25 protein-coding genes are annotated in these 23,870 nt (G+C 56.5%); 14 read left to right on the top strand and 11 right to left on the bottom strand.

Annotation, left to right across the window (positions count from 1 at the left end):
* Position 1: 1 nt before the first annotated feature.
* A complete protein-coding gene (locus RAL88_RS08675; protein ID WP_306268771.1) occupies positions 2-1,264 on the bottom strand; it encodes a glycosyltransferase family 2 protein in 1,263 nt (420 codons plus the stop codon).
* Complete coding sequence (locus tag RAL88_RS08670) at positions 1,261-3,120, bottom strand: response regulator (RefSeq protein WP_306268769.1); 1,860 nt, start codon at positions 3,118-3,120, stop codon at positions 1,261-1,263. Before RAL88_RS08670 ends, RAL88_RS08675 begins: the two co-directional genes overlap by 4 nt.
* Before the next feature lie 201 nt (positions 3,121-3,321).
* On the opposite strand from RAL88_RS08670, the gene RAL88_RS08665 reads away from it, so the two are divergent.
* Together RAL88_RS08665 and RAL88_RS08660 are read left to right on the top strand one after the other, a co-directional pair.
* Positions 3,322-3,672, top strand: coding sequence for an Hpt domain-containing protein (locus RAL88_RS08665; RefSeq protein WP_306268768.1), 351 nt, complete (start codon positions 3,322-3,324; stop codon positions 3,670-3,672).
* 116 nt (positions 3,673-3,788) lie between these two features.
* Positions 3,789-4,547, top strand: a complete 759-nt coding sequence (locus tag RAL88_RS08660; protein ID WP_306268766.1) for a flavodoxin family protein — start codon at positions 3,789-3,791, stop codon at positions 4,545-4,547.
* 42 nt (positions 4,548-4,589) lie between these two features.
* On the opposite strand, the gene RAL88_RS08655 is transcribed toward RAL88_RS08660, so the two are convergent.
* Positions 4,590-5,489 (bottom strand): LysR family transcriptional regulator, encoded by a 900-nt coding sequence (locus tag RAL88_RS08655; RefSeq protein ID WP_306268764.1) that lies wholly within the window; start codon positions 5,487-5,489, stop codon positions 4,590-4,592.
* A gap of 108 nt (positions 5,490-5,597) precedes the next feature.
* Here RAL88_RS08655 and RAL88_RS08650 point away from each other — a divergent pair, with 108 nt between their 5' ends.
* The 5 genes from RAL88_RS08650 to RAL88_RS08630 all read left to right on the top strand — a co-directional run bounded on the left by RAL88_RS08650 (position 5,598) and on the right by RAL88_RS08630 (position 9,827).
* Positions 5,598-6,713, top strand: a complete 1,116-nt coding sequence (locus RAL88_RS08650) for a D-cysteine desulfhydrase (protein ID WP_306268762.1) — start codon at positions 5,598-5,600, stop codon at positions 6,711-6,713.
* Between the two features lie 21 nt (positions 6,714-6,734).
* The gene (locus RAL88_RS08645) at positions 6,735-7,610 is read left to right on the top strand and encodes an amino acid ABC transporter substrate-binding protein (protein ID WP_306268760.1); all 876 of its coding nucleotides are present in this window, start codon (positions 6,735-6,737) and stop codon (positions 7,608-7,610) included.
* Positions 7,611-7,724: 114 nt separating this feature from the next.
* Entirely contained in the window at positions 7,725-8,444 is a 720-nt protein-coding gene (locus RAL88_RS08640; protein ID WP_306268759.1) for an amino acid ABC transporter permease, read from the top strand.
* A gap of 1 nt (position 8,445) precedes the next feature.
* Complete coding sequence (locus tag RAL88_RS08635; protein WP_306268758.1) at positions 8,446-9,102, top strand: amino acid ABC transporter permease; 657 nt, start codon at positions 8,446-8,448, stop codon at positions 9,100-9,102.
* A complete protein-coding gene (locus RAL88_RS08630; protein ID WP_306268756.1) occupies positions 9,099-9,827 on the top strand; it encodes an amino acid ABC transporter ATP-binding protein in 729 nt (242 codons plus the stop codon). Before RAL88_RS08635 ends, RAL88_RS08630 begins: the two co-directional genes overlap by 4 nt.
* Positions 9,828-9,954: 127 nt before the next feature.
* On the opposite strand, the gene RAL88_RS08625 is transcribed toward RAL88_RS08630, so the two are convergent.
* A complete protein-coding gene (locus RAL88_RS08625) occupies positions 9,955-10,950 on the bottom strand; it encodes an SMP-30/gluconolactonase/LRE family protein (protein ID WP_306268754.1) in 996 nt (331 codons plus the stop codon).
* A complete protein-coding gene (locus RAL88_RS08620; RefSeq protein ID WP_306268752.1) occupies positions 10,937-11,782 on the bottom strand; it encodes an alpha/beta fold hydrolase in 846 nt (281 codons plus the stop codon). The genes RAL88_RS08625 and RAL88_RS08620 overlap by 14 nt, the downstream gene beginning before the upstream one ends.
* A gap of 142 nt (positions 11,783-11,924) precedes the next feature.
* On the opposite strand from RAL88_RS08620, the gene RAL88_RS08615 reads away from it, so the two are divergent.
* The 7 genes from RAL88_RS08615 (at position 11,925) to RAL88_RS08585 (ending at position 18,594) form a co-directional block, all read left to right on the top strand.
* On the top strand, positions 11,925-13,028 hold the full coding sequence (locus tag RAL88_RS08615) for an isocitrate/isopropylmalate dehydrogenase family protein (RefSeq protein WP_306268750.1): 1,104 nt from the start codon (positions 11,925-11,927) through the stop codon (positions 13,026-13,028).
* A 1-nt stretch (position 13,029) separates the two neighbouring features.
* Positions 13,030-14,097: a Gfo/Idh/MocA family protein gene (locus tag RAL88_RS08610; RefSeq protein WP_306268749.1), complete on the top strand. Its 1,068-nt coding sequence runs from the start codon at positions 13,030-13,032 to the stop codon at positions 14,095-14,097.
* Positions 14,094-14,810 (top strand): GntR family transcriptional regulator, encoded by a 717-nt coding sequence (locus RAL88_RS08605; RefSeq protein ID WP_306268747.1) that lies wholly within the window; start codon positions 14,094-14,096, stop codon positions 14,808-14,810. Before RAL88_RS08610 ends, RAL88_RS08605 begins: the two co-directional genes overlap by 4 nt.
* Positions 14,803-15,753: an NAD(P)-dependent oxidoreductase gene (locus RAL88_RS08600; RefSeq protein WP_306268746.1), complete on the top strand. Its 951-nt coding sequence runs from the start codon at positions 14,803-14,805 to the stop codon at positions 15,751-15,753. The genes RAL88_RS08605 and RAL88_RS08600 overlap by 8 nt, the downstream gene beginning before the upstream one ends.
* Positions 15,747-16,238, top strand: coding sequence for a TRAP transporter small permease (locus RAL88_RS08595; protein ID WP_306268744.1), 492 nt, complete (start codon positions 15,747-15,749; stop codon positions 16,236-16,238). The genes RAL88_RS08600 and RAL88_RS08595 overlap by 7 nt, the downstream gene beginning before the upstream one ends.
* On the top strand, positions 16,228-17,520 hold the full coding sequence (locus RAL88_RS08590) for a TRAP transporter large permease (protein WP_306268742.1): 1,293 nt from the start codon (positions 16,228-16,230) through the stop codon (positions 17,518-17,520). The genes RAL88_RS08595 and RAL88_RS08590 overlap by 11 nt, the downstream gene beginning before the upstream one ends.
* Positions 17,521-17,583: 63 nt before the next feature.
* On the top strand, positions 17,584-18,594 hold the full coding sequence (locus RAL88_RS08585) for a TRAP transporter substrate-binding protein (protein WP_306268740.1): 1,011 nt from the start codon (positions 17,584-17,586) through the stop codon (positions 18,592-18,594).
* Positions 18,595-18,802: 208 nt separating this feature from the next.
* Here the strand turns inward: RAL88_RS08585 and RAL88_RS08580 are convergent, their stop codons facing one another.
* From RAL88_RS08580 to fabI, 6 genes are all read right to left on the bottom strand, one after another.
* A complete protein-coding gene (locus RAL88_RS08580) occupies positions 18,803-19,468 on the bottom strand; it encodes an isoprenylcysteine carboxylmethyltransferase family protein (protein WP_371932152.1) in 666 nt (221 codons plus the stop codon).
* 2 nt (positions 19,469-19,470) lie between these two features.
* On the bottom strand, positions 19,471-19,737 hold the full coding sequence (locus RAL88_RS08575; RefSeq protein ID WP_306268738.1) for a DUF2933 domain-containing protein: 267 nt from the start codon (positions 19,735-19,737) through the stop codon (positions 19,471-19,473).
* 108 nt (positions 19,738-19,845) lie between these two features.
* Positions 19,846-22,209, bottom strand: coding sequence for a heavy metal translocating P-type ATPase (locus tag RAL88_RS08570; protein WP_306268737.1), 2,364 nt, complete (start codon positions 22,207-22,209; stop codon positions 19,846-19,848).
* A 146-nt stretch (positions 22,210-22,355) separates the two neighbouring features.
* Positions 22,356-22,697 carry an SHOCT domain-containing protein gene (locus RAL88_RS08565; protein ID WP_306268736.1) on the bottom strand — a complete coding sequence of 114 codons (342 nt, stop codon included), beginning with the start codon at positions 22,695-22,697 and terminating at the stop codon, positions 22,356-22,358.
* 130 nt (positions 22,698-22,827) lie between these two features.
* The gene (locus RAL88_RS08560) at positions 22,828-23,058 is read right to left on the bottom strand and encodes a YHS domain-containing protein (RefSeq protein WP_306268734.1); all 231 of its coding nucleotides are present in this window, start codon (positions 23,056-23,058) and stop codon (positions 22,828-22,830) included.
* Positions 23,058-23,840: an enoyl-ACP reductase FabI gene (gene fabI / locus RAL88_RS08555; RefSeq protein WP_306268732.1), complete on the bottom strand. Its 783-nt coding sequence runs from the start codon at positions 23,838-23,840 to the stop codon at positions 23,058-23,060. Before fabI ends, RAL88_RS08560 begins: the two co-directional genes overlap by 1 nt.
* Between the last annotated feature and the right edge of the window lie 30 nt (positions 23,841-23,870).

Genomic DNA, 23,870 nt, shown 5'->3' with positions numbered 1-23,870 from the left:
TTTATCCTCTGACCTGATGGACTTTGTCAGGCACGTAAGTGTCCTGGTAAGACGCTCTGAAAACCCATTCCTGGATGTACGCGGCAAGCCGGACAAAGCGCATATAAACACCGTTGAAAAGACTGTAGCCCGGCAGATAGAGCAGCAATTTATAGCTAAGCGTCTTTGGTGTCGCGTAGGCCGCGAGCAGGAAAGTTAAGAGATCAAGCACAAACAAGCCGATTTGAGCGGAGGCCATCACTGTGAAGCCAAATTCGCCATACAGCATGAACAGCCAGATAATATAGAATGGCAGCACTGCGGCTGACACGACATTGAAGAACAGGAAGTCGAGTTCGTGGAGCAGTTCGCTGGGCCTGAATGTCTTTGAAAACGGGTTCATCAAATCGGCATGTTTGCGGTATCTCAGCCGCACGGCATCGCGCTCCCAGCGAAAGCGCTGCTTGATCAGCGCTTTCGTCGTGGCCGGCACATCGGTATAACAGATTGCATCCTCGGCGAAGGCGATCTTCCCGCCCGCACGGCGCAGGCGCAGGGTCAGGTCCAGATCTTCGCCGCCGCCTGCATCAAGACCGCCCACCGCATCGAAATCGACTTTGCGGAATGCTCCGAAAGCCCCGGAAACGCAGGTAACTTGATCCAGTTTGGCGGACGCCTGCTTACCCAAGGATATGGCGATCAGATATTCAATCGCCTGAAAGGATGCAATGAGCGTGGCCGTTCGATTGCGCACCTGGATATTGCCGCAGACCGCAACCACTTGGGGGTCTTGAAATGGCCGCAACAGGTTGCGCAGCGCATGGCGATCAAATGAGCAGTCGCAATCCAGATTGACAATGATGTCCCCCGTCGCCCAGCGCGACGCCATATTTGTTCCGGCAGATTTTCCGGCCCGTAATTCCGTGCTGTGAGCCTGATTGATGAGACCGCGCCTGAGGAGATCCGCCAGCTTTGCCGGCATCTCGTCGGTCGAGCCGTCACTGACAAGTATGATCTCGTCCGGCGGCAGACTTTGCTCATGCATGCCTGCGACCGCGCGTTCGACAGCATCGGCCTCACTGTGGCCGGCAATGACCACGCTGAGGCGGTGATCTTCAGGGCGGTGCTGCGGGTTCACCGGGGCCGGCCGTCGGACCAGCAGGATCAGCACGAAGCTAAGAAAATAGCGCGGAATTTCGAAGATAAACACAAACCAGAATAGCGAGAGCAGGGAGGGAAAGGTTTGGGCTGTCAGATAGTCAAACCCTTCAACAAGCAGGCTCATGCTGCCAGATCCTCGGCGCCCAGCAAGCTGAGGCGCGCAGCCAGATCGAAACGGATTGACGCACGCGCACTGTGATGCGCCTTCTCCAGCAGGTCGTGGGCCTGTGTGGCGTCTGTATCGGGCAGCAAAATGTAATCATTGACCGAGCTGCGGCTGCGGATCGCTGTGGGCGGAAGGGCCTGCAGCATGGCTTCCAGAAAGACTTTTCGGGCCTGAGCCACTTGCCGTGAGCCAAATTCGCTGTTGGCCTGTTGCTCCCCCTCATAGGCGATGTAGCACAGCACGAATGGTGTGCCATCGGTGTTGTAGGACCGTGCGGACTTGTTCAGGGCGATGACCAGTTCCAGCGACAGATCGGCAAAGCGCAACGAGCGCGAACTCAAGCTGAGATGCGATGCCCCTGCCTTCAGATAGCGCAGACCCTCGTCAGAAATCACGGCAGCGGCGACATCGCGGGTCTTTATGGCGTCGCCATCGGTTTTCTGGCCGCAGTCTGTACAGACAAAGCCAACTGCAGGTTCGGAGGTTGCGGTTCGGCAGGAGTTGCAGACCACCATCTGTCCGGGGCGATCGTAATCATTGCCGAAATGACTTAATTCCCTGCGGCATTTCGGGCATATCAGATCATCGTCCTGACGAAAATCGGACTCTGGTCCCTGATAGGCGCAGCGGAAATGGTGAATGTAGGATTCTTCCTGCAGATCTGATGATCGGCAGGTCGGGCATTCCTCACGCACGTTGAAACGGGCTGAACTGCAATTGCCACACAGGTGAAACCGGTCGAAGAAGGCCGTCTCGAGAAATTGCCTGGACGCCAGCGCCTGTTCCTGCGCGATAACCACCTCCGGGTCGAGCGTCGTATTGAAGGCGACCAGCCGTCTGTCTGCTCCATCGTATCGCGGCTCAAGCCCTTTGCCGCAGACATAGATGCGGCCCAAGACCTGGTCAGCAAGATCATTTGAGCGGACGAGATCGGTCTGCAATTGCGTGCGCCTGTCATAAAACCCGTGGATCAGATCATGGAGTTGTTCGACATCGCTTATCCGCAGATTTGATGCGTCGAGATCCGCCGATGCTCCAAGCTGGCCTGTCAGGTCAATAACCGGAAGCAGATGTGCTCCCGGAACTCTCCACAACTGGGACAAGCGGTCAGTATCGTGGACATAGACTGCATCAAAGTCATAGACCGAGGGGTGATTGCCGAGCTGTCCCGCTGCCGGGGGCCAGTGCAGGACTGTAAGTTCAAGAGCTTCAATGGAGGGCGGAAGCGCCCGTCTGCGTGTCTGCTCCGGTCCGGCAATCGGTTCGGGGGCCTGCCCGGCATCGATTTGGGGGCTTGTTGCGGCGGCGGCAGTTTGAACAGGATAGGGATCGCCCGGCTGCCCGGTTGCTTCCACAAGATCGCAAACAAGATCAATATCCAGCGGTTTCGGCATGATCCGGTCGAACAGCCGGGATTTGGCAGGATCTCTCTGCAGGCCTTTCACGTCGCCGGTAATTGCGACCAGATAGGGGCGGGCAGCAGAAGGGGCGCTTTCCAGATATGCCACAACGAGCTCGGGACCGGTCATGTCCGGAAGATGAAAATCAATCAGTGCCAAATCATAATCATTGGACTGCCATGCCTGCAATGCAGATGCACCGTCTGAAAATATGTCGACGACATGGTTGCGTTGGGTCAGGATCAGTTGCACCAGATCCTGGGTGACTGAACTGTCCTCCACCAGAATGACGCGTTTGGAGACTTCCGGGCCCGGTATCGCGCCTTCTGCCGGGCCTGATGCCAAGCTGGTTTCTGCACTGGGTGCTGGCCTGGGAACCGGCCCTGAAACCGGGTTGTAATTCAAATTTACCATGTGCTGATCAAGTCAATTGTCTGTTGCTGTCATCCGGCACATTTTATTGTCCGATGTGTAATTGTAGGGTTAATGGGACCGCAGAATTCTGCGACGCAAGTGCGCCAATCGGGTCCATTGCAAACAGAAGGACAAGATGGCACGCTGCAATCCTCAACTCGTGCTGCAGAGATCGGCTGCCATCACGGTGAAAGGCCACACATGCAAGACAAGTTACGTGTTCTGATCGAAAAACATTGTGCAACGCTCAAAGCAGATGCGGTCGCGCTCAATACGGCGCTGGTCAGAATGACGGAACGTTCCGATGACAGCGCTGCAGGCCTTTCGGATGCTCTGTTTGTGGCGCATAGATTGAAGGGCAGCAGCGGAACCATCGGCTTTGTTCAGGTGTCGGATCTGGCGCACCGGCTGGAACAGGTCCTGATCGATCTGGAAGATAGCCAGAGGCCACCTGATGAGCGTCAATGCGAGGTGGTTCTGGCACTGAATGAGACACTTCAACGCAGCGTTGAAACGATCAGTGTTGACCAGTCTGCGCTGCTGCAGCGATGAGCGGTGCGGCGTTATGTCGCGCTTTTATTTTTGCCAGTTCAGCCGGTAGCGTGGTTTTCAATTGAGCCTTGCTGGGGATTTCCCGCCTCAGCCCAACCTCAATCCGGAGCTCAAATATGGCTTTAAACCAAAAGCAGCAAACCTTGTGCGATGAAAATACCACTGACTTTTCCGATCTGAAAGCGGTACTGATCAACACATCGCTGAAACAGAAATCAGACGAGTCCCACACCAAATTGCTGATGGGTGTCAGCGGTGATATCATGGCTGCCAATGGCATTGCGGTAGAGCATATTCACATGCTGGATCATCAGGTGGCCCTTGGTGTGCAGCCGGATATGACAGAGCATGGCTGGGACCGCGATGATTTCCCTAAACTGTGGAATTCCATCAAGGCCGCCGATATTCTGGTGATTGGCACGCCGATCTGGCTGGGTGAGGAAAGTTCTGTCTGCCGCCTTCTGATAGAGCGGCTTTACGGCATGTCTGGACTGCTCAACGACAAGGGCCAGAGCATCTATTACGGCAAGACCGGCGGTACTGTGATTACCGGTAATGAAGATGGCATCAAGCATTGTGCCATGACCATTTTGTATGCGCTGCAACATCTTGGGTTTACGATTCCGCCCCAGGCCGATTGCGGCTGGATCGGTGAGGCCGGGCCTGGTCCTTCCTATGGCGATGATCTGGACAGTGGCGCTGTTGGTTTTGATAATGAATTCACCCAGCGCAACACCACCATCATGACCTGGAATCTGATGCATCTGGCGCGCATGCTGAAAGATGCTTCCGGACTGCCGAACCATGGAAATGACCGCAACGCCTGGAAGGCAGGATGCCGGTTTGACCACGAAAATCCGGACTATCGCAGGTAAGGCTGGACGTCAGGACTATTTTTCGATCGGACTGGGCCCCGCCTACCTGGCCGGAAGGTCCTGCTTCCAGGCGGCCCGCACGGCCTTCGTGACGGCGTTTCCGGCGGCGGTATAAAACGCAATTTTCAGCGCAACGCTGCCATAGACAGCGCTCAGATCAACGATCTGCCCACTTTCGATTTCCTTGTAGACCATGCTGACCGGCAGCCAGGCGACACCTAACCCTTTGATGACCATTTCCTTGATTCCGGCCGAAAATGCCGTCTCACATACCGGATTGGCGGCTCTGCTGCGGGTCGAAAAATGCCGCTCTCCTGCGGCCAGAAGCCCGCCGAAATGGCTTTGCTCGGGATACACAATGGCGGGTGTCAGTTCAGGAATACTGCCCTCGCCTGTACGGGTATATCTGAGCTTCCCGCCAATCAGGGGCACCAGCCGGTCGGTGCCCCACTGGTCGCGATGGATGGAACTGTCAAACGGCATCGGCTTTGATGCCTCGCCCTCATAACACAGCAGAATTGATGCATCTCCGCGCAGGAATATCGAGATACATTCGCTGCGGTTCCCCGCGCGCAGCCGGAAACTGAGCGATGGCATGAGTTGCCGTGTCAGGGCTGCGATATCGGGAAAGGCTGAAAAAATCAGAGCGTGCTGGGTGGCAAGAGTGATGCTGGTACGTTCAGGCTTGAAGGTTGTGATCTTGTTGCGCAACTCCTGCAGGCGGGCAATCAGCGATTTGATTTCGTCTTCATTTGCCAGAAGTGACGGGCTGATCTCGACACTGTTGGCCTTGCGCTCCAGCAACGGCGTGCCCATCCAGGCTTCGAATGATCTGATGCGGCGCGAAAAAGCCGGCTGCGTTACATTGCGCCGTTCAGCGGCTCTGGTCAGGTTGCGCTCCTCCAGCAGCACCAGGACATCTTCCAGCCATCGCAGATCCATACCGGGTTCCAGCCATACAATTTATTTGGGTAGACAGACATATTGGCATTATTCACCGGCGTAAAGCTGTTGAATGATGATTGAAACGTGCTCGAGCAGGAGTTTCAAATGGGTTCACAGACGCAGACCGACATTCAAACCGCAGCGGATCAGCGCTCGGCAGCTACACTATCGGGCGAAATCGATACAAGGCTGTGCAAGGAACTTTCCATCACGCTGTCGGTATTTCCGCGTGTGCGGTTTGGCCATCTGCCAACACCGCTGGAACCGATGGATCGCCTGTCAGAACTTCTTGGCGGGCCGCGGCTTTGGGTGAAACGCGATGACTGCACCGGTTTGTCCTCGGGCGGCAACAAGACCCGCAAGCTTGAATATCTGATGGCTGACGCGCAGCAAAAAGGTGCGGATACGATCATCACCCAGGGGGCGACCCAATCCAACCATGCGCGCCAGACAGCGGCAGCGGCGGCCAAGCTTGGCATGAGTTGCCATATCTTGCTGGAAGACCGCACGGGATCGAATGATCCGTCCTACACGCTCAACGGAAATGTGTTGCTAGACCGTCTGCATGGTGCAACGGTGTCAAAACGATCGGGCGGCTCCGACATGGCAGCGGAAATGGATATTCTGGCCGACAGGCTGAATTCAGATGGCTGCAAGTGCTACGTCATTCCAGGAGGCGGCTCAAACCCAATCGGAGCGCTGGGTTACGTTAATTGTGCCCGTGAACTGGTCGAGCAGGCAGCTGAAACCGGACTCAAGATCGATGCTTTGGTACATGCAACCGGAAGCTCGGGAACACAGGCCGGACTGGTTGCCGGGCTGGCCGCGATCAAAAGCGATATCCATCTGCTGGGCATCGGTGTGCGCGCGCCGCAGGACAAGCAGGAACAGATGGTTTTTGACCTGGCGGTCAGGACCGCAAACTATCTGGATAGCGGTGTCACGATTGCCCGTGAGGAGGTGCGGGCCAATTGCGATTACGTCGGTCCGGGTTACGGCCTGCCGACGGAAGGCATGCGCAAGGCGGTCAGATTGCTTGCCGAAACCGAAGGACTTCTGTTCGATCCGGTCTATTCAGGCAAGGGGCTGGATGGTCTGATCGATCTGCTCGGCAAAGGCCGTTTTGAAGGAATGGAAAACGTCGTTTTCCTGCATACGGGGGGTAGCGCAGCTTTGTTTGGATATCCCGACACATTTGATCTTCCCGACTATAACAACTGAAAACACTGAAGGAGCAAAAATATGTCAATGCTGAAAAATACCATTATCACCGCCTGTGTGGCGCTGGGGCTGGCGGCTACCGGAACGTCCGCGGCCTTCGCACAGGAGGGCGGCACGCTTGAGAAAATCAAGCAGAGTGGCGAGATTGTCATAGGCCACCGGGAATCCTCAATTCCGTTTTCCTATCTGGACGATGCCCAGAAGCCGGTCGGCTATTCGATTGATCTTTGCATGAAAATCGTTGACGCCGTTTCGAAAGAACTGGGTCAGGATATCTCGGTCAAATATGTGCCGATCAACCCGAAAACCCGTATCGCCCTGATGGCCAATGGCACGATTGATCTGGAATGCGGATCAACAACAAACAATCTGACCCGGCAGGAGCAGGTCGAATATCTGCCGACCACGTTCGTGACCGGCACAAAATTGCTTGTGCGCAAGGACAGCGGAATTCAATCGGTGGCGGATCTCGACGGCAAGACCGTTGCGCTGGCTCAGGGAACGACCAATGAGCGGGCGATCAAAGCTGCTGTTGAAAAAGCCGGTATGGATGTAAAAGTGCTGCCTGTTCGCGATCTCGCCGAGGGTATGCTGTCTCTGGAAACCGACAGGGTCGATGCCTATTCCTCTGATCATATCTTGCTGTTTGGCCTGATTTCCAAGTCAAAAAATCCGGATGATTTTGTCGTAGTCGGCGATTTCCTGTCATTCGATCCTTATGCAATCATGGTGCCCCGGAATGACAGTGCCTTTGAATTGGTCGGAAAAAAAGCACTCGCCGAAGTGTTCCGTTCCGGTGAAATCATGGAAATCTATGGCAAATGGTTTGACGATCTGGGCGTGCCTGCGGATGATCTGCTGAAAGCTGCGTTCACGCTGGGCGGTTTGCCAGAGTAATTGTCCAGAATAATCGGTAGAATAATTGATCATCAAACAGGTCGCCGGTCGGGATTTGACTGGCGGCCTTTTCCATAGCGCAAACCTTCATAGTGCAGATTCAGGGCGGGGCTGATGAACTACAATTGGAACTGGGGCGTTCTGTTCGAAGAGGAATATCTCGGCTGGCTGATCAGCGGGTTCTGGTGGACCATCAGCGTTTCTCTGTGCGCTTGGATCATTGCCATGTTGATCGGGGTGCTTGTCGGCATCGGTCGGACTGTCCCAAACCGGTTCATCCGCGCAATTTCCGGTGGCTATGTGGAGCTGTTCCGCAACATCCCTTTACTGGTTCAAATGTTTATCTGGTATTTCGCCGTTCCCGAACTTGTGCCGGATGATATGGGGCGCTGGATGAAGCGCGATATGCCAAACCCGGAATTCACCACAGCCGTGGTGGCGCTTGGGCTTTACACCGCCTCGCGAATTGCCGAGCAGGTGCGTGCCGGTATCGAAACTGTTCCCGATGGCCTGAACGCGGCGGCAACCGCCCACGGGCTGAGCATCGCGCAGACATACCGCCATGTTCTGCTACCGATATCGTTCCGCCTCATCGTTCCGCCGCTGACCTCTGAATTTCTGACCGTGTTCAAAAATTCATCACTGGCGCTGACCATTGGACTGCTTGAGCTGACGGCGCAGAGCCAACAGATCGCTGAATACACCTTTCAGGGCTTTGAAGCCTTTACCGCTGCCACGGTGATTTATGTGTGCATTGCGCTGGTGGTTACGCTCATTATGCAGGTGCTGGAACGCTATACGTCGATTCCCGGCTATGTCGGCGGGGATACGTAGAATGGGCGATTTTGATTTTGGCGTTGTCATCAATTCTCTGCCGTTTTTGTGGCAGGGGCTGCAACTCAGCCTGTGGCTGACCTTTCTGGCGATTGTGGGCGGAATTGTACTTGGCACTTTGCTGGCTTTGGCCAGAATGTCGGGCATTCTGCCGCTGTCTCTGGTTGCAGCAACTTATGTCAATCTGATCCGCTCGGTTCCGCTGATCCTGGTGATCTTCTGGTTCTATTTTCTGGTTCCGCTGTTGCTGGGGCGTCCGATCGGCGGGTTTTACTCAGCGCTGATCGCCTTTGTGCTGTTTGAAGCGGCGTATTACTCGGAAATCATGCGCGCCGGTATCCAGAGTGTGCGCCGGGGCCAGGTGTTTGCCGGCCAGTCGACCGGTCTGAATTACTGGCAGATCCAGCGCTATGTTGTTCTGCCGCAGGCCTTCCGCAACATGATTCCCATTCTGGTCACCCAGGGGATTATCCTGTTTCAGGATACCTCGCTGGTGTTCGTTGTCAGCCTGCGTGACTTCATGACGGCATCGTCCATTGTTGCGCGCACCGAGGGCCGACTGGTGGAAATGTATCTGTTTGCCGCGATTGTCTATTTCGCAATCTGCTTTGCAGGTTCCATGTTTGTAAGACGACTCAAAAGCCGGATGGCCACATGATCGAAATTGAAAATATCAGCAAATGGTACGGCGATTTCCGTGTCCTCACCGACTGCACTTCCGCTGTCAGCAAAGGCGAAGTTGTTGTCGTGTGCGGACCTTCCGGCTCGGGCAAATCGACCCTCATCAAATGCGTTAACGGGCTGGAAGCCGTGCAGAAAGGCCGCATCTGTGTTGATGGTCAGGAAGTGACGGCAAAGGCCACCAATCTGACGCGATTGCGCTCACGCATCGGCATGGTGTTTCAGCATTTTGAGCTGTATCCGCATATGTCGGTGCTGGAAAATCTGTGTCTGGCCCAGGAAAAGGTCCTGAAGCGGTCGCGGGAAGAAGCGGTGAGCCGTGCGGATCAATTGCTGGAGCGGGTCGGGCTGTCGGATCAGGCGACGAAATATCCCAGCCAGTTATCCGGCGGCCAGCAGCAAAGGGTGGCGATTGCCCGCTCTCTGGCAATGGACCCGATTGCCATGCTGTTTGACGAGCCGACATCGGCACTTGATCCGGAGATGATCAACGAGGTGCTCGACGTGATGGTTGGTCTGGCCCAGGAAGGCATGACCATGATGGTGGTGACTCACGAAATGGGCTTTGCCAAAAAAGTCGCCGACCGGGTGGTGTTCATGGATGAAGGTGCGATTGTCGAAGACCGCGAGACGGAAGCGTTCTTCTCCGACCCAAAAAGCGACCGGGCCAAAGACTTTCTGTCCAAGATTCTGAATCACTGACAAAATGCATGCCGGTTCAAAACCAGTCTATTCGTAAAAGCCAAGGCGTTCGTTGATGCTGTCGACTGCAAGCCGGCGGGCGCGGCTGTAGTGGTTGGGTTCGTCCTGTTCAGTGCCGATCCCAAGCCTAGATGATATTCAGCCAGTCCCAATATGGTGGCTGCGCCCCGACCGTATCAACGTCCCAGTACGAAATGCTGTCACCCTGGAGGCAGCCCAGAAAAATACGCTGTCGTTTGCTGCCACCGAATGCGGCACTTGAAATATTGCGCAAGACTCTGGAGGGAATCTTCTCGGGCGGTCGGTCTTTCAGGCTGTCGCTGGAAAATTGCTGCTCGATCACGTCCACAAACTCATGAACACTGTCGTCGAGCAGTGTTTCAACGTGCCCACGGCGATCCACTCTGAGTAGCCGGTTCGAAAAGACACTGGTTATCCATATATTGCCGTCGGCATCGAACTCGAGACCATCGGGAAAGACACCCGGCCCAAACTCGGCCACAATTTCTGCACGACCAAGCTCTGCTCTGCTGTCTATCGGAAAGCGTATAAGTCGGCGGCCAAAAGTCTCATTTACATACAGCCACTGCCCGGAGGGATCGACTTTGGCTTCATTCGTAAACCCAATGCCGTCTGCAACTATTTTGGCGTGCCCATCGACCACGACCACGATGTATCCATCGGCGATGTGTTTCGATCTTGCGACAGTACGCGGGATATGGCGCGTGCTGACTGTGATCCAGGTCCTGTCGCGATCATCGCAATACACGAAATTCGTTGGAGGAAGGGGCACGCTGTCAACCTCAAGGAGCCAGGGCCGTGCCAGGCCATCCGGGTTCATCAGCCACACACCGCCAACCTGATCATCGAGATGAGCCAGCAGGATCTCGCCTCGACGGTTTACGGCGATTCCGTTCGGCCGCAGGCCACCTGGCGGAACCTCCCCACGCGCAATAATGGTTTTCTGAGACCCATTGCCCCTGATGAGGGTGACGCCGCCTCTCCAGTCGGACACCAGCAGACGGTTCCCGGAAAAAGCAAGTACACATTCGGGCCTCGCTAGTCCTTGGCCAACGAACCTGGCATCGTCCAATTCCAATCTTGGGATTTCATGCGTCGGCACTTGGCACTCCCTGCAAAAAACGCAAGATCCGAAAGACAAAATCGTCAGGATCCTCAAGAGGGTAAAGCGAGCCGCGGTCAGCAATGATCTCCATCTTTGAAGCAGGGATCAGGCGTTCGACGGCTCGCGCCATGTCGACGTTAGGCCCAGCGTGCCAGAGATCAAGTTCCGGTGCCAGGATGAGGGTTGGTGCTACAATGCTCTGCGATTCATCGCCGGAAAGCCAATGATTGCGCAATGCTTCGATCCACCGGAAAGCCGCGTCCCGGTTTGTCGAGACAAAGCTGTCGCCGGACGCTCGTAACTGTGCCCAGGTCTCGACCTTGTCGAATTGTTCCTGGGAGAATTTGGGGCTTAGCCCTGACAAAAACCAGTATCGCGAATATATCAACGGGCTGGATGCCTGAAGCATGGTCTTCATAAAGGCGATCCCGGCCTCAGTGCGCCGGGAATCCGGCAGTCTGAAAAATGCACCCACGAGGATGCAGGACAGCACACGGTCGGAAAAATCCACGGCGGTCCTCAGTGCGATGTGACTGCCACCATTCCAGCCGATGATGTGAAAGTGCTTGTGGCCAAGTTCCGTTGCCACAAGCGCGCAACTTTGTGCCATAGCACGGAAAACAGCAGCGGGATCATCGAAGGTCTGAGGCGGGGGTAGCGCCGGCTGCACCGCAGCGAGCGTGAAGTGAGCCGATAGGCCCGCCCATATTCCATCCCAAAGACCGATATTCCGGTCGGCCATTCGTACAAGGATCAGCAAAGGGCCATCGGTGGCCCCTGATACAGTGACCTTTGTTGTGTCGCTCAGGACAATGTTGCGTTTTTGCAATTCGCAGCTCCCCTGCTTGGCGTCTTCCTTCCGGCATACAATCTTAGCATGGAAAATTCAATTTATAAATTAATGTATAAAAAATTACATGCATTGAAGTATGTAATAATGAATGCTATGGCATTTGTTGGGAGGACACAAATTGGCGAAGATCGATATTGCAGTTATGGCCGGGGACGGGATCGGCCCCGAAGTCATGGCAGCTACACTTCCAGTGCTTGATGCCGCCTGCCAGATCGTCGGGGCAGAGGCGCTGTGCTATCGGCATTTCGATGCCGGGGCGGGCCATTTTCTGAGGACGGGAGTCGCGCTTGATCCGGCCGATCTGGCGGCCATCGGGCAATCGGACGCCATCCTGTTTGGTGCCATGGGGCTGCCGGATGTGCGCTATGCCGACGGAACCGAGGTGGCACCACAGATCGATCTGCGGGTTCACTTCGAGCTATTCGCCGGGGTCCGCCCAATCCGGCTCTTGCCCGGCGTGCTGTCGACTCTTCGTGATGAACGGGCGCGGAAGCTGGATATTGTGATCGTGCGGGAGTCTACCGAAGGGCTTTTTGATTCGCGTGGCAAAGGCACTATCGAGGGCGACAGTCATGCGCGCGACACCATGCTGATTACCCGCGCCGCGTCCGAACGGGTGTTCCGTGCTGCGTTCGAGATAGCGCGCGAACGAAAGGCCCGCGGGCTGCCGGGGTGTGTCACTTGCGTGGATAAAGCCAATGTATTCAAATCGTTCGCTTTCTTCCGACGGGTGTTTTCCGAAATCGCCCAGGATTATCCCGACATCGGTGCAAATTGTGCCTATGTCGATGCGGTTGCGCTGAACCTTGTCGCAAAGCCGTGGGACTTTGACGTGCTGGTGACTGAAAACATGTTTGGTGACATTCTGTCGGATCTGGCGGCGGCTCTGGTCGGAGGGATGGGCATGGCGCCCTCGGCCGATATCGGACAATCCATGGGCGTGTTCCAGCCCAGCCACGGTTCTGCCCCTGACATTGCCGGCAGGGGCACCGCCAATCCCACCGCGATGATCCTGTCGGGTTCGATGATGCTCGACTGGCTTGGCGCCCGGCGTGGCGACGCCGCGTTGAAGCGGGCCGGCGCGCTGATCATAGATGTGTTTGACAAGATGTTTGTGCAGAACGCGCCATGCCCGTCCGATCTTGGCGGTCAGGCCACGACAGAGGAGATTTCCGAAAGGGCGGTATCTTTCTTGCGGCAGCACGGCGGGAAGGGTGGTTGATATGGCCCGCGATCCGTTGCGCATTGTCGTTTTGGGGGCAGGTTATTTCAGCCAGTTCCATCTGGCAGCCTGGCAGCGTTCGCACCGAACCACAGTGGTGGGGCTTTGCGATGTGGATCTCGGCAAGGCGGAATCGCAAGCTCAGGCCTTTGACATACCCCAGGTCGGCGCAAACCTGGAAGACCTGCTTGAGCGTTGCTCGCCCGATCTCATCGACATCATTACGCCACCATCCAGTCATGCGGTATTGGTGGCTGCTGCTGCCCGCCGGGGGGTTGCGGCCATCTGCCAGAAACCACTGAGCAATGATCTGCCTGAGGCCGAGCGTATTGTGTCGATGGTCGAACAGGCAGGATCGTTGCTGGTGGTGCACGAAAATGCGCGGTGGCGTCCATGGTTCCGGAAAATGGCCGAAATGATCAATGCCGGGACCCTGGGCCATTTGCATTCCATTGCGTTTCGATTGCGCCCGGGCGATGGCCAGGGGGCCGATGCCTATGTCGCGCGGCAACCCTTTTTTCGCGACATGCCGCGTTTCCTGATCCATGAAACGGGAATCCATTCGATCGATACGTTCCGGTTTTTGTTTGGCGAAGTGACGGGGGTTTTTGCCCGCCTTCGAAAGATCAATCCGAATATTGCCGGTGAAGATGCCGGATATGTGATTTTCGAGTTCGAAAATGGTGCAACTGGACTGTTTGATGGCAATCGCTGCAACGATCACACCGCAGACGACCTCCGCCTGACCATGGGCGAAATGTTGATCGAAGGGTCGGGCGGAACGCTGCGGCTGGATGGTTCGGCACAGCTCTGGCATCGCCCGCACCTTCAGGACGAAAGGCAGGTTCCCTTCCATATTCCGCCGGATGCGCAGTTCGGTGGCGGCTGTGTCGGCGCGTTTCAGGACAGCGTGGTCGACCACATCCTTGATGACACTCCTTTGGAACAGACCGCCCGGCAGTACTTGCGAAATATTGAGATTGAGGAAGCGATCTACACCTCAAATCGTCTGGGTCGGTGGGTTTCGCTGCGGGCCGCAACAGCAAATATGACGGAGCAAACAGGATGAATGGCCTCGAAAAATTGTCGACCAAGGGCAGCATTGCGGCGCGAAAGGACGGTCGGACGCTGCACGAAAACGCTTACGACACGCTCAAGGAAATGATCCTGTCCGCCGAGCTTCCTCCAGGCTTCCTCGCCATTGAGCAGGAAATTTCCGACAAGTTGAAGATGAGCCGCACACCGGTGCGCGAGGCGCTGATCCGGCTGGAATCTGAAGGCATGATCACGATCTTTCCACGCCGCGGTTTCCGGGTCAGCTCGGTCTCGGTCGAAGATGCGCGGGAGATCTTTCACGTTCTGGGCGCGCTCGAGGTGGCCGCGGTGGAACAGATGACCAGTCAGGAGGAGAGTGCGCGCCATGCGGCCTGTATCCTGTTGGAGGGTGCCGTGAAATCCATGGGCAGCGCGCTGGACGCAGGCGATCTGGATGCGTGGGCGGATGCAGATCGCGAGTTTCATCGCCTTTTGCTGGAATGCTGCGGTAACGGACGTCTGATGGCCTTTGCAGACACGATGTGGAACCAGGCGCACCGGGTGCGGCTCATTACGTTGCGGCTGCGGCCGCTGCCTACCGGGTCCACCAAGGATCATGGCGATCTGGTCAACCTGATTTACAAGGGCGATGTCGATGCGGCCTGCGAGCTGCACCGCACACACCGCAAAAAATATATGCAAATGCTTATGAAATTGATGGATGACTACAGGCTGAATCATGTCTGAAGTCATCGCATCTCGCACTGAAATGCTGCCAGACGGAGTTCCAGAACGCATTGGACTGGTTGGTTTGGGGTCGATGGGGCGCGGCCTTGCCAAAAGCCTGTTGCGCGGGGGTTTTGCCGTCGTGGCCTATGATACCGCGCCCGAAGCCGGTCCAGATCTGGAAGCCTTGGGACTGGTGCGCGGGTCCAGCCTGCCGGACGTCGCCATCGCCGGCATCATTATAACGTGCCTTCCCGATCCCGAGGCAATACGCGCAGTCTATCTGGCGGCTGACGGTCTGTTGGCTTCGGCGAGGGCGGGGACTGTCATTGTCGATTGTTCCACCAGCGATCCGAACCTGACACGGTCGTTGTGCGAACAGGCAGCGACGCGCGGTATTGTGGTTATCGACGCGCCTATGCTCATGGGCCCCCGGGAAGCGGCGGAAGGGACGCTGACCCTGATTGTTGGTGGCCCTGCCGATCTTGTGGCGGCACTGCACCCGCTGTTCGATGCCATCTCTGCGCGGGTCATTCCAGCCGGTCCGATCGGATCGGCACATCTGTTGAAACTGATCAACAATGCGGTGGTTCTGGGCACTCATGCCGTACTTTGCGAAGCCTTTACCATGGCCACTACCGAACACATTGATCTGCAGATTGTCTGGGATGTGCTGAGCCAAAGCCGCGCCGCCAGCCGTAAACTTGACGAACTGGCACCGCGCCTGATCAACGACGATCACAGCTTGCACTTTTCTCTGGCGGTGGCGACGAAGGACCTTGGCCTTTTCGACGCCATGGCGAAATCGGTCGGAACACCGCATGGCGTGACCGCAGCCGCCCATGACGCGTTCTGCCGGGCGATGGTCCTGGGTTTTGGCACACAGAACGTATCGCGCGTCGCCACCGCCATGGCATTTGACGCAGGATCGAGCGGCCAACAAGAGGATAGATCACCATGCTGACACGTGCAGGGCGAGCCATTATCCGCGATCCCGAGATTTCCCTCGGAATGATAATCCTGCTCGCCTTCATCATTCTGGCCACGCTGCAGGTGGGCACGCGCTATTTGACTGGCCAGCAATTCATCTGGACAGAAGAGCTGAGCTCAATCCTCATTATCTGGCTGACCTTCATTGGCGCTGCGGGGGTCGAACGACGGTATGGCCATATCCGCGTGGAACTTGCTCAGGATATTTTCCCACAGCGTGTGGTTCGATGGCTCTATGCCTTTTTTGATCTGATCATCATTTTTTCCCTCGTGTGCCTGCTTGTCGCCGGGTGGCAGAACACGCTGGAAATGACATTCCAGAAGACGCCGGCGATGCGTCTGCCGTGGCGATACATTCTTCTGGCCGTGCCAATCGCCGCGTCTTTGATGCTGGTTTACACAATCCGCAATCTCATCAACCGTTTGCGCGGTCGCCCGGTGTATCCCGATGTCCGCTGAAAGTTTCATTCTCTTCCTGATTGCCCTCAAACTGGTCGCCATCACATTTGGCCTTCCTGTCGCTTATTCGGCTGTCTTTTTCTCTGTGGTGTTTCTTCTCTATGAAGGGGTCCCGATTTCGCTTGCGGTGAGTCAGATCGGGTCCGCCATGAACAGTTTTACCTGGCTCGCCATTCCAATGTTCATGCTTGCTGGAAAATTGATGACAGCGTCAGGCATCGCGGATCGCATTTTCGATTTTGCCGCCAAACTGGTGGGGCGCATACCCGGCGGACTTGGCCACGTCAATATCGTGTCCAGTTTTGTGTTTGCCGGCATGTCAGGCTCGCTTCTGGCGGATGTCGCCGGGCTGGGCGAGATCGAATACAAGGCGATGCGAAAGAAAGGCTATGATCCGGACTTCGTTGTTGGCATTACACTGGCCTCGTCGGCAACCGGCCCGATCCTTCCCCCAAGCTTACCTATGGTGCTTTTCGGCGTGGCGGCCAATGTATCGATCACCGGCCTGTTTCTCGGCGGTATTTTGCCTGCTTTCCTGATCGCCGCCTGTCTGATGCTTTATGTGATGATTGTCGGCATCAGGCGCGGCTACTATGGCGAAGCCTGGCAGGGGTGGCGCATACTCCTGACCGCGACCATCAGGGCCCTGCCGCCGCTTCTGACGCCGGTTATCATTGTCGGTGGAATGACACTGGGGATATTCAGCCCGACAGAGGCGGCCACTGTCGCGGTGTTCTACGCCCTTGTCATTGCCGGACTGGTCTATCGCGAGCTTTCGCTAGAAGCATTCTTCGCCGTCCTTCGTGACACGGTAGTCTCGACATCACAGCTTCTGTTTATCGTTGCTTCGGCGCTGCTGTTTGCGTGGGTTTTGACGGTCGCCGAGGTGCCGCAGTCAATTGCAACATATATGTCCGCCACATTCGAAACGAGAGCCGGGTTCCTGCTGGCGGTGATTGCAATGATGCTTGTCCTCGGTGCGATCATCGAAAACGCCATCCTGATGCTGGTTCTGGCACCGATGCTCCTGCCTATAGCGCAGAGCCAATTCGGAATTGATCCAATTCACTTCGGTGTCGTGATCGTCTTCAACATCATGATTGGCCAATTTACACCGCCGATTGGATTGGCCCTGTTTGTCATGCGCAACATCACCGGCTTTGGCCTGGGGAGGATATCTCTGGCTGTACTGCCATTTCTCATTCCGCTTATCGGGGCCCTTCTGATTATGGCTTTCTATCCGCCGGTCGTCCTCGCGATTCCGCGCGCATTGGGGTTTTGACGAATGATGCGCCGCATTCGTTGACCGAAGGAAACACGAGGCGCATTACATGGAGGAATAAAAATGACATATTTTGAGAAAATCCGAACCACTTGCTGCATTGGGGTGGTTTTTACCGCCATCATGGCAGTGCCGACGGCAGTCTCGGCAGAGACCGTCCGGCTTGGTCTGACGAACAACCCCGGCGATCCCGCGTTTGAAGGAGCAACGCGGTTGGCCGAGAAAGTACTTGAAGCAACAGACGGTCGCGTCGAGATAAAGATATTCGGCAACGGCGAACTTGGAAACAACCAACAGCTTTTCAACCAAGTGTCGTCGGGCGCAATCGAAATGGCCATAGTGCCCTTCGGCGTTCTGGCAGATGTGGTGCCGGAGTTCACCGCGACATTGGGCGGGTATTTCTACGATGATTGGAGCGAGCTAAAGAGGGTCTTGGACGCAGAGGACCTTGGGATTTCGTGGAATCAGCGTCTCGCTGACACTGCCGGTCTGGAAGTTCTGGGTGTCTGGTTTCAGGGCGCTCGCCAAGTCACAACCACGGATAAGGAGCTCCGTTCGCCCGCTGATTTCAAAGGTATCAAATTGAGGGCTGTTCCAAACCCGATTTCTCTGGCCACAATCCGGGGACTTGGTGCCAATCCGACGCCGGTTCCGTTTCCGGAGTTGTTCGGGGCGTTGCGGCAGGGCATCGTGGATGGACAGGAAAACCCGGTCGGAACGATCGCTTCTGCACGCTTCTATGAAGTGCAGAAGAATCTGATCCTTACCGGGCATCAGTTGCAGGCTCTGCCTTGGCTCCTCAATACACGGGCATGGTCAAAGATTTCGGACGAAGACCAGGCGACGATCAAGGCTGTTGCTCAGGAAGTCGCTGATTGGACCAGTAACTACACAATCGAGCTTGAGGAATCGCTGGTCAGTGAGCTTGAAGCCAAAGGCATGAACATCGTGCGGCTGTCCGACGACGAACTCGCCGCTTTCCGAGCCTCGGTGCAGGCAGAAACCCGGAAGGAATTCGATGGCAAAATCTGGCCGGCAGGGATGATTGACGCGATCCTCGCCCTTACAAAATAGCAGCATAGCCGCAGCGCGAATGATCCGGCAGGTCCAGCAAGGCGATCTCAGGGATGTTGATCGCTTATCCGACTGTCGCGTTTTTCTGTATTGGTTGGATGAGGGCACCAATGGCTGCGCACATATTGCGCAGCCGGTGCTTTCGTTGCCTGACAACTTGGTGCATTCGGGAAAACTTACTCCAGCACAGAATTGCAACGCATTTGCTTCAAGGCCGCGGCTGCTGCGGGGTGCGGTTGCCAAACAAATCCTGCAGGCGTGGCACGAAACGCGGCACGCTGGCGGCGTAACGCCGATAGATGTCGCCGAGTTCCGCTTCGACCTCGCGTTCTTCCCGCAACGCCAGACGCCAATACATGACGAGCAAAACCGGGAACATGGCAAGCGTCAGGATCGTTGGCCACTGCAACAGGAATCCGATCAGGATCAAAATAAAGCCGACATATTGAGGATGGCGGATGCGGGCATAGGGCCCGGTCTGTGCCAGCGTTCCCCTCTGCTGCGCCTGATAGAGAACACGCCATGCGGCCGAAAGCAGGACAAAGCCGCCGCCGATGAAGACAAAGCTGAGCAGGTGAAACGGTCCGAAATGCGGATTTGCTTTCCAGCCGAACAGCATTTCCGGCAGATGACCGGCATCATGCGCGAGCCAGTCAATATCGGGATAGTTGGTTTGCAGCCAGCCGGACAGGAAATAGATCGTCAGTGGGAAGCCGTACATTTCGGTGAATAGAGCGACAAGAAACGCACTGAAAGCGCCGAAGGAGCGCCAGTCGCGCTTTGTACGCGGTTTGAAAAAGCTGAACGCGAACAGAATGAAGACTGCCGAATTGATGAAGACCAGAAACCACAGACCATAGGAAGGCGTTTCCATGGTCAGTCTTTTCCATCGGGCTTCGGATCATCCTGCGGTTTATCTTTACTCTGACTGCCGTGACTGCCGTGCCCGCCATGGCTGCCATGCATGAAAAAATGCATGCCGAGACAGGCACCCAGAATAAGGATCAGCGGCAAATAGCCGAGGATATGGGCTTCATGCTCGTCCCACAGCAGGTAACCGGCGGCGCCAAGAAAGACCGCTAGACCGAGGCCGTATTTGAATCGCAAGGAGTTGAAAAATCCGGGGTCGCTGATTTGAGGCATGGGAAACTTCCTGTCTTGGGTCAACTGTTCAATCGTTGATACAGCCGCGGCGGCTCTGAATCGGCCGCCGCGGCAGTGTGGTGATTGCAATGAAATGGCATATCCCGCCTAGATCCGCACCGAACGCAGCCGCAGCGCGTTGCCGACCACCGACAGGGAGGACAGGCTCATAGCCGCCGCCGCAAAGATCGGTGAGATAAGAATGCCGAAGAACGGGAACAGAATGCCGGCCGCCACCGGTACACCGGCCGCATTATAGATCAGTGCAAAGAACAGGTTCTGCTTGATGTTGCGCATGGTTGCGCGGGACAGGCGGCGGGCACGGACGATGCCATTCAAATCGCCCTTAACCAGCGTGAAACCGGCGCTTTCGATCGCCACGTCAGCGCCGGTGCCCATGGCGATGCCGACATCGGCCTGGGCCAGTGCGGGCGCGTCATTGACGCCATCCCCCGCCATCGCAACCTTGTGGCCGGCTTCCTGCAACTCCATGATGATGCGGGCCTTGTCTTCCGGCAGCACATCGGCGCGGATTTCATCGATCCCCAACTTTGCTGCAACCGCCCTGGCAGTGCGTTCATTGTCGCCGGTGGCCATGACGATGCGGAAGCCCTGTTTATGCAGCGCTTTCAATGCGTCGGGCGTGGTTTCCTTGACCGGATCGGCGACCGCAACCAGACCGGCGATCTGATCATTGACGACGACAAACATTACGGTTTCGCCTTCGTCGCGCCGGGCATTTGCGGTCTCTGACAATTCACCGCCATCAAGGCCGAGATCAGCAATCAGTTTTGCGTTACCAAGCGCGATCTGTTTGCCATCGACTGTTCCCGTGACACCCTTGCCGGTGACTGCGTCGAAATCGATCGCTTTGGCCAGCGTGACGCCACGCTCTTCAGCGCCTGCAACAATGGCTTCGGCCAGCGGATGTTCGGAGCCCAGTTCCAAGCTTGCGGCGAGGCGGAGAATTTCGGCCTCGTCATGGCCGGCGACGGGCAGCACCGCAACAAGCTTCGGTTTGCCCAGGGTCAGGGTTCCGGTCTTGTCGACAATCAGTGTATCGACTTTGGCAAAGCGCTCCAGCGCCTCGGCGTTCTTGATCAATACGCCTGCCTGTGCGCCGCGACCGGTGGCCGTCATGATCGACATCGGCGTTGCCAGCCCCAGGGCGCAGGGACAGGCGATGATCAGCACGGCGACCGCTGATACCAGGCCATAGGAAAGCGCAGGTGCCGGGCCCCAGATGGACCAGGATATGAAGGACAGAATTGCAATGATGATGACGGCCGGCACAAAGCTGCCCGCCACGGAATCCGCCAGCTTTTGAATCGGGGCACGGCTGCGCTGCGCGTTCGCGACCATCTCGACGATTCGGCTGAGCATGGTGTCGGCACCGACGCGTTTTGCCTCCATGATCAGGCTGCCGGTCCCGTTGATTGTCGCACCGGTGATTTTTTCACCCACGAATTTTTCTACCGGAATCGGTTCCCCGGAAATCATCGATTCGTCTATCGACGAGCGGCCTTCCACTACGACGCCGTCAACCGGAACCTTGTCGCCGGGACGCACGCGCAGCCGGTCGCCAACCTTGACGTGCTCAAGGGGGATTTCCTCTTCCTGTCCGTTTTCGCGAATGACGCGAGCTGTTTTTGCTGCAAGATCAAGCAATGCCCGGATCGCAGAGCCGGTGCGTTCACGGGCGCGCAACTCCATCATCTGGCCGAGCAGGACCAAAACCACGATGACCGCCCCGGCTTCGAAATAAACTCCGACATTGCCTTGCGCATCGCGGAACCCGTCGGGAAAAATCTCAGGTATCAGTACAGCGATCACGCTGAAAATATAGGCCGAGCCGACGCCCATGGCGATCAGTGTGAACATGTTGAGATTGCGGCTGATCACCGATTTGACGCCGCGCACAAAAAACGGCCAGCCGGCCCAAAGAATAACTGGCGTGCCCAGAACAAGCTCGATCCACAGGGTGGTGCGTTCTCCGAAAAGCTCGCGCGCATTACCGAGGCCAATATAGGGGCTCATCGTCAGCACCAGCAGCGGGATCGTCAAAACCGTACCGACCCAGAAGCGGCGCGTGAAATCGACCAGTTCCGGGTTTGGTCCCTCATCGGCGGCGGGAATGCCCATCGGCTCCAGCGCCATGCCGCAAATCGGGCAGTCACCTGGCTCGTCACGTACGATTTCGGGGTGCATCGGGCAGGTGTACTGAGTGCCTTCGGGCAGATTTTCGGTTTTGGCCTGCGCCGCACCGGAGAGGTATGACTCAGGATCAGCCGCAAATTTATCGTGACATTTCTGCGAGCAGAAATGATAGATCTCACCGTCGTGTTTCAGGCTGGGCTTGCCCTTGCCGAGTTCCACCGTCATGCCGCAGACCGGGTCTTTCACTGTGCCCGCAGTGCTATCGGCAGTGTGGTGATGATGATCGCTTTGATCGTGATGGTCGTGTTTGTTCATGGCCTTACCCGGCTTCTCTGGTTGGTCTGTTGAGGCTTGCGTCTATGACAGGCGGCGGCGCATTGCTTGTTTGATTGAAGCTTCAGACGGGCCCGGCTCAAGCGCGTTACAGCGAGGGCCTGGCCCGCGACGAAGCCTTCCCGGCCTTAGTCCGTGAGATGCCGTTTGCGATCGGCAAACTCTTCCTGATCGATCTCGCCGCGGGCAAAACGCTGCTGCAGGATATCAAGCGCTTTGTTGCGCTCGCTCGCCAGCGATGCTCCCTGGGAGGATCCGGTGCCAAGCCAGCGTACGGCAAAGACGATTGCAACAATGAGTGCACCCCAGAACAAAACCATCATGAGGGAACCAAACACCATATGGCCCCATCCCCAATCCGACCCGTAATGCCAATATCTTGACCCGTCTGCCGGTGTCTGAGCCAGAGCCGGCAGCGAGATCAGAGTTGCAGCCAATGCCGGGAGGGCCGTGTTTATGCGTATTTTCATGTCAGTCTCCATCGCCCGGCGGTAACAGCGGGCATCCGTAAGCCGATATTCATCTGGACCAACCAGGAAACGGCTTATTCTTAAGACGGATTGCAGAGCACAGCGTTACAGAGTGGTGCAGTTGGGAGCGTCATTTTTGCGCATTCGCTGGCGCTGAGAAAGACGGCGCATGTCCGGAAGCATATTGTTGGGGCGATGACAGAAACGTATCGTGACAGGCTTTGGAGCAGAAAAAATAGGCCCAGTCCTCATATTCAATGTGAGCTGCAGCGTGTTCGAGCGCCAGATCCTTGCCGCAGACCGGATCCGTCACGATGATTGCCTTGTCGGGCACAAAGAAAGCCTTTTGGGGACCGGTCATCAGTGAAACACCATGCCTTGAATGTGAAATCCGGCATCGACATAAAGCGTTTCACCGGTGACAGCGCTCATATAATCGCTTGCCAGGATCAGTGCTGTACGCCCCACCTCGCTGGCCTCCACGGTGCGCCGCAGCGGTGCTCTGCGTCTGGTCTCGTTGAGTAATTCGTCAAAATGCTGGAGGCCGGACGCTGCCCTTGTGGCCACTGCGCCGGCGGAGATTGCATTGACCCGGATCGATTTCTTGCCGTGCTCATGAGCCAGATAGCGCACCGAGGCTTCGAGCGCAGCTTTCACCGGCCCCATCACATTATAGTGATCCACCACTTTTTCAGCACCGTAAAAACTCAGGGTGATGAGGCTGCCGCCCTTGTCCATAAGCGGTTCGGCGAGTTTTGCCATCTGAATGAAAGAGTGGCAGGAGATCAGCATGGACTGGGCGAAGCCGTCAGCCGAACAGTCGGTCAGCCGGCCGTGCAGGTCTTCCTTACGGGCCCAGGCGATGGAATGGAGCAGGAAATCCAGTCGGCCCCATTCCCGCTCGATTGTTTCGAACACTGTTTTCAGCTGGCCCGGACGGGAAACGTCGCAAGGCAGCAGCAGTGAGTTGCCGGCCTCGCGGGCCAGCGGTTCGACAAACGGCTTTGCCTTGTCATTGAGATAGGTGATTGCCAGTTCGGCCCCGGCGTTTGAGAAATGCCTGGCGGCCGACCAGGCGAGGCTGTGTTCGTTGGCAATTCCAACGATGAGGCCTTTACGGCCCTTCAGATCGATGATTTCCATGTTCGCATGAACTTCTTTCGCGCTTGGAGA

The sequence above is a fragment of the Pararhizobium sp. IMCC3301 genome (assembly GCF_030758315.1).
Classification (GTDB): domain Bacteria; phylum Pseudomonadota; class Alphaproteobacteria; order Rhizobiales.
This window is presented reverse-complemented; position numbering and strand designations above follow the sequence as displayed.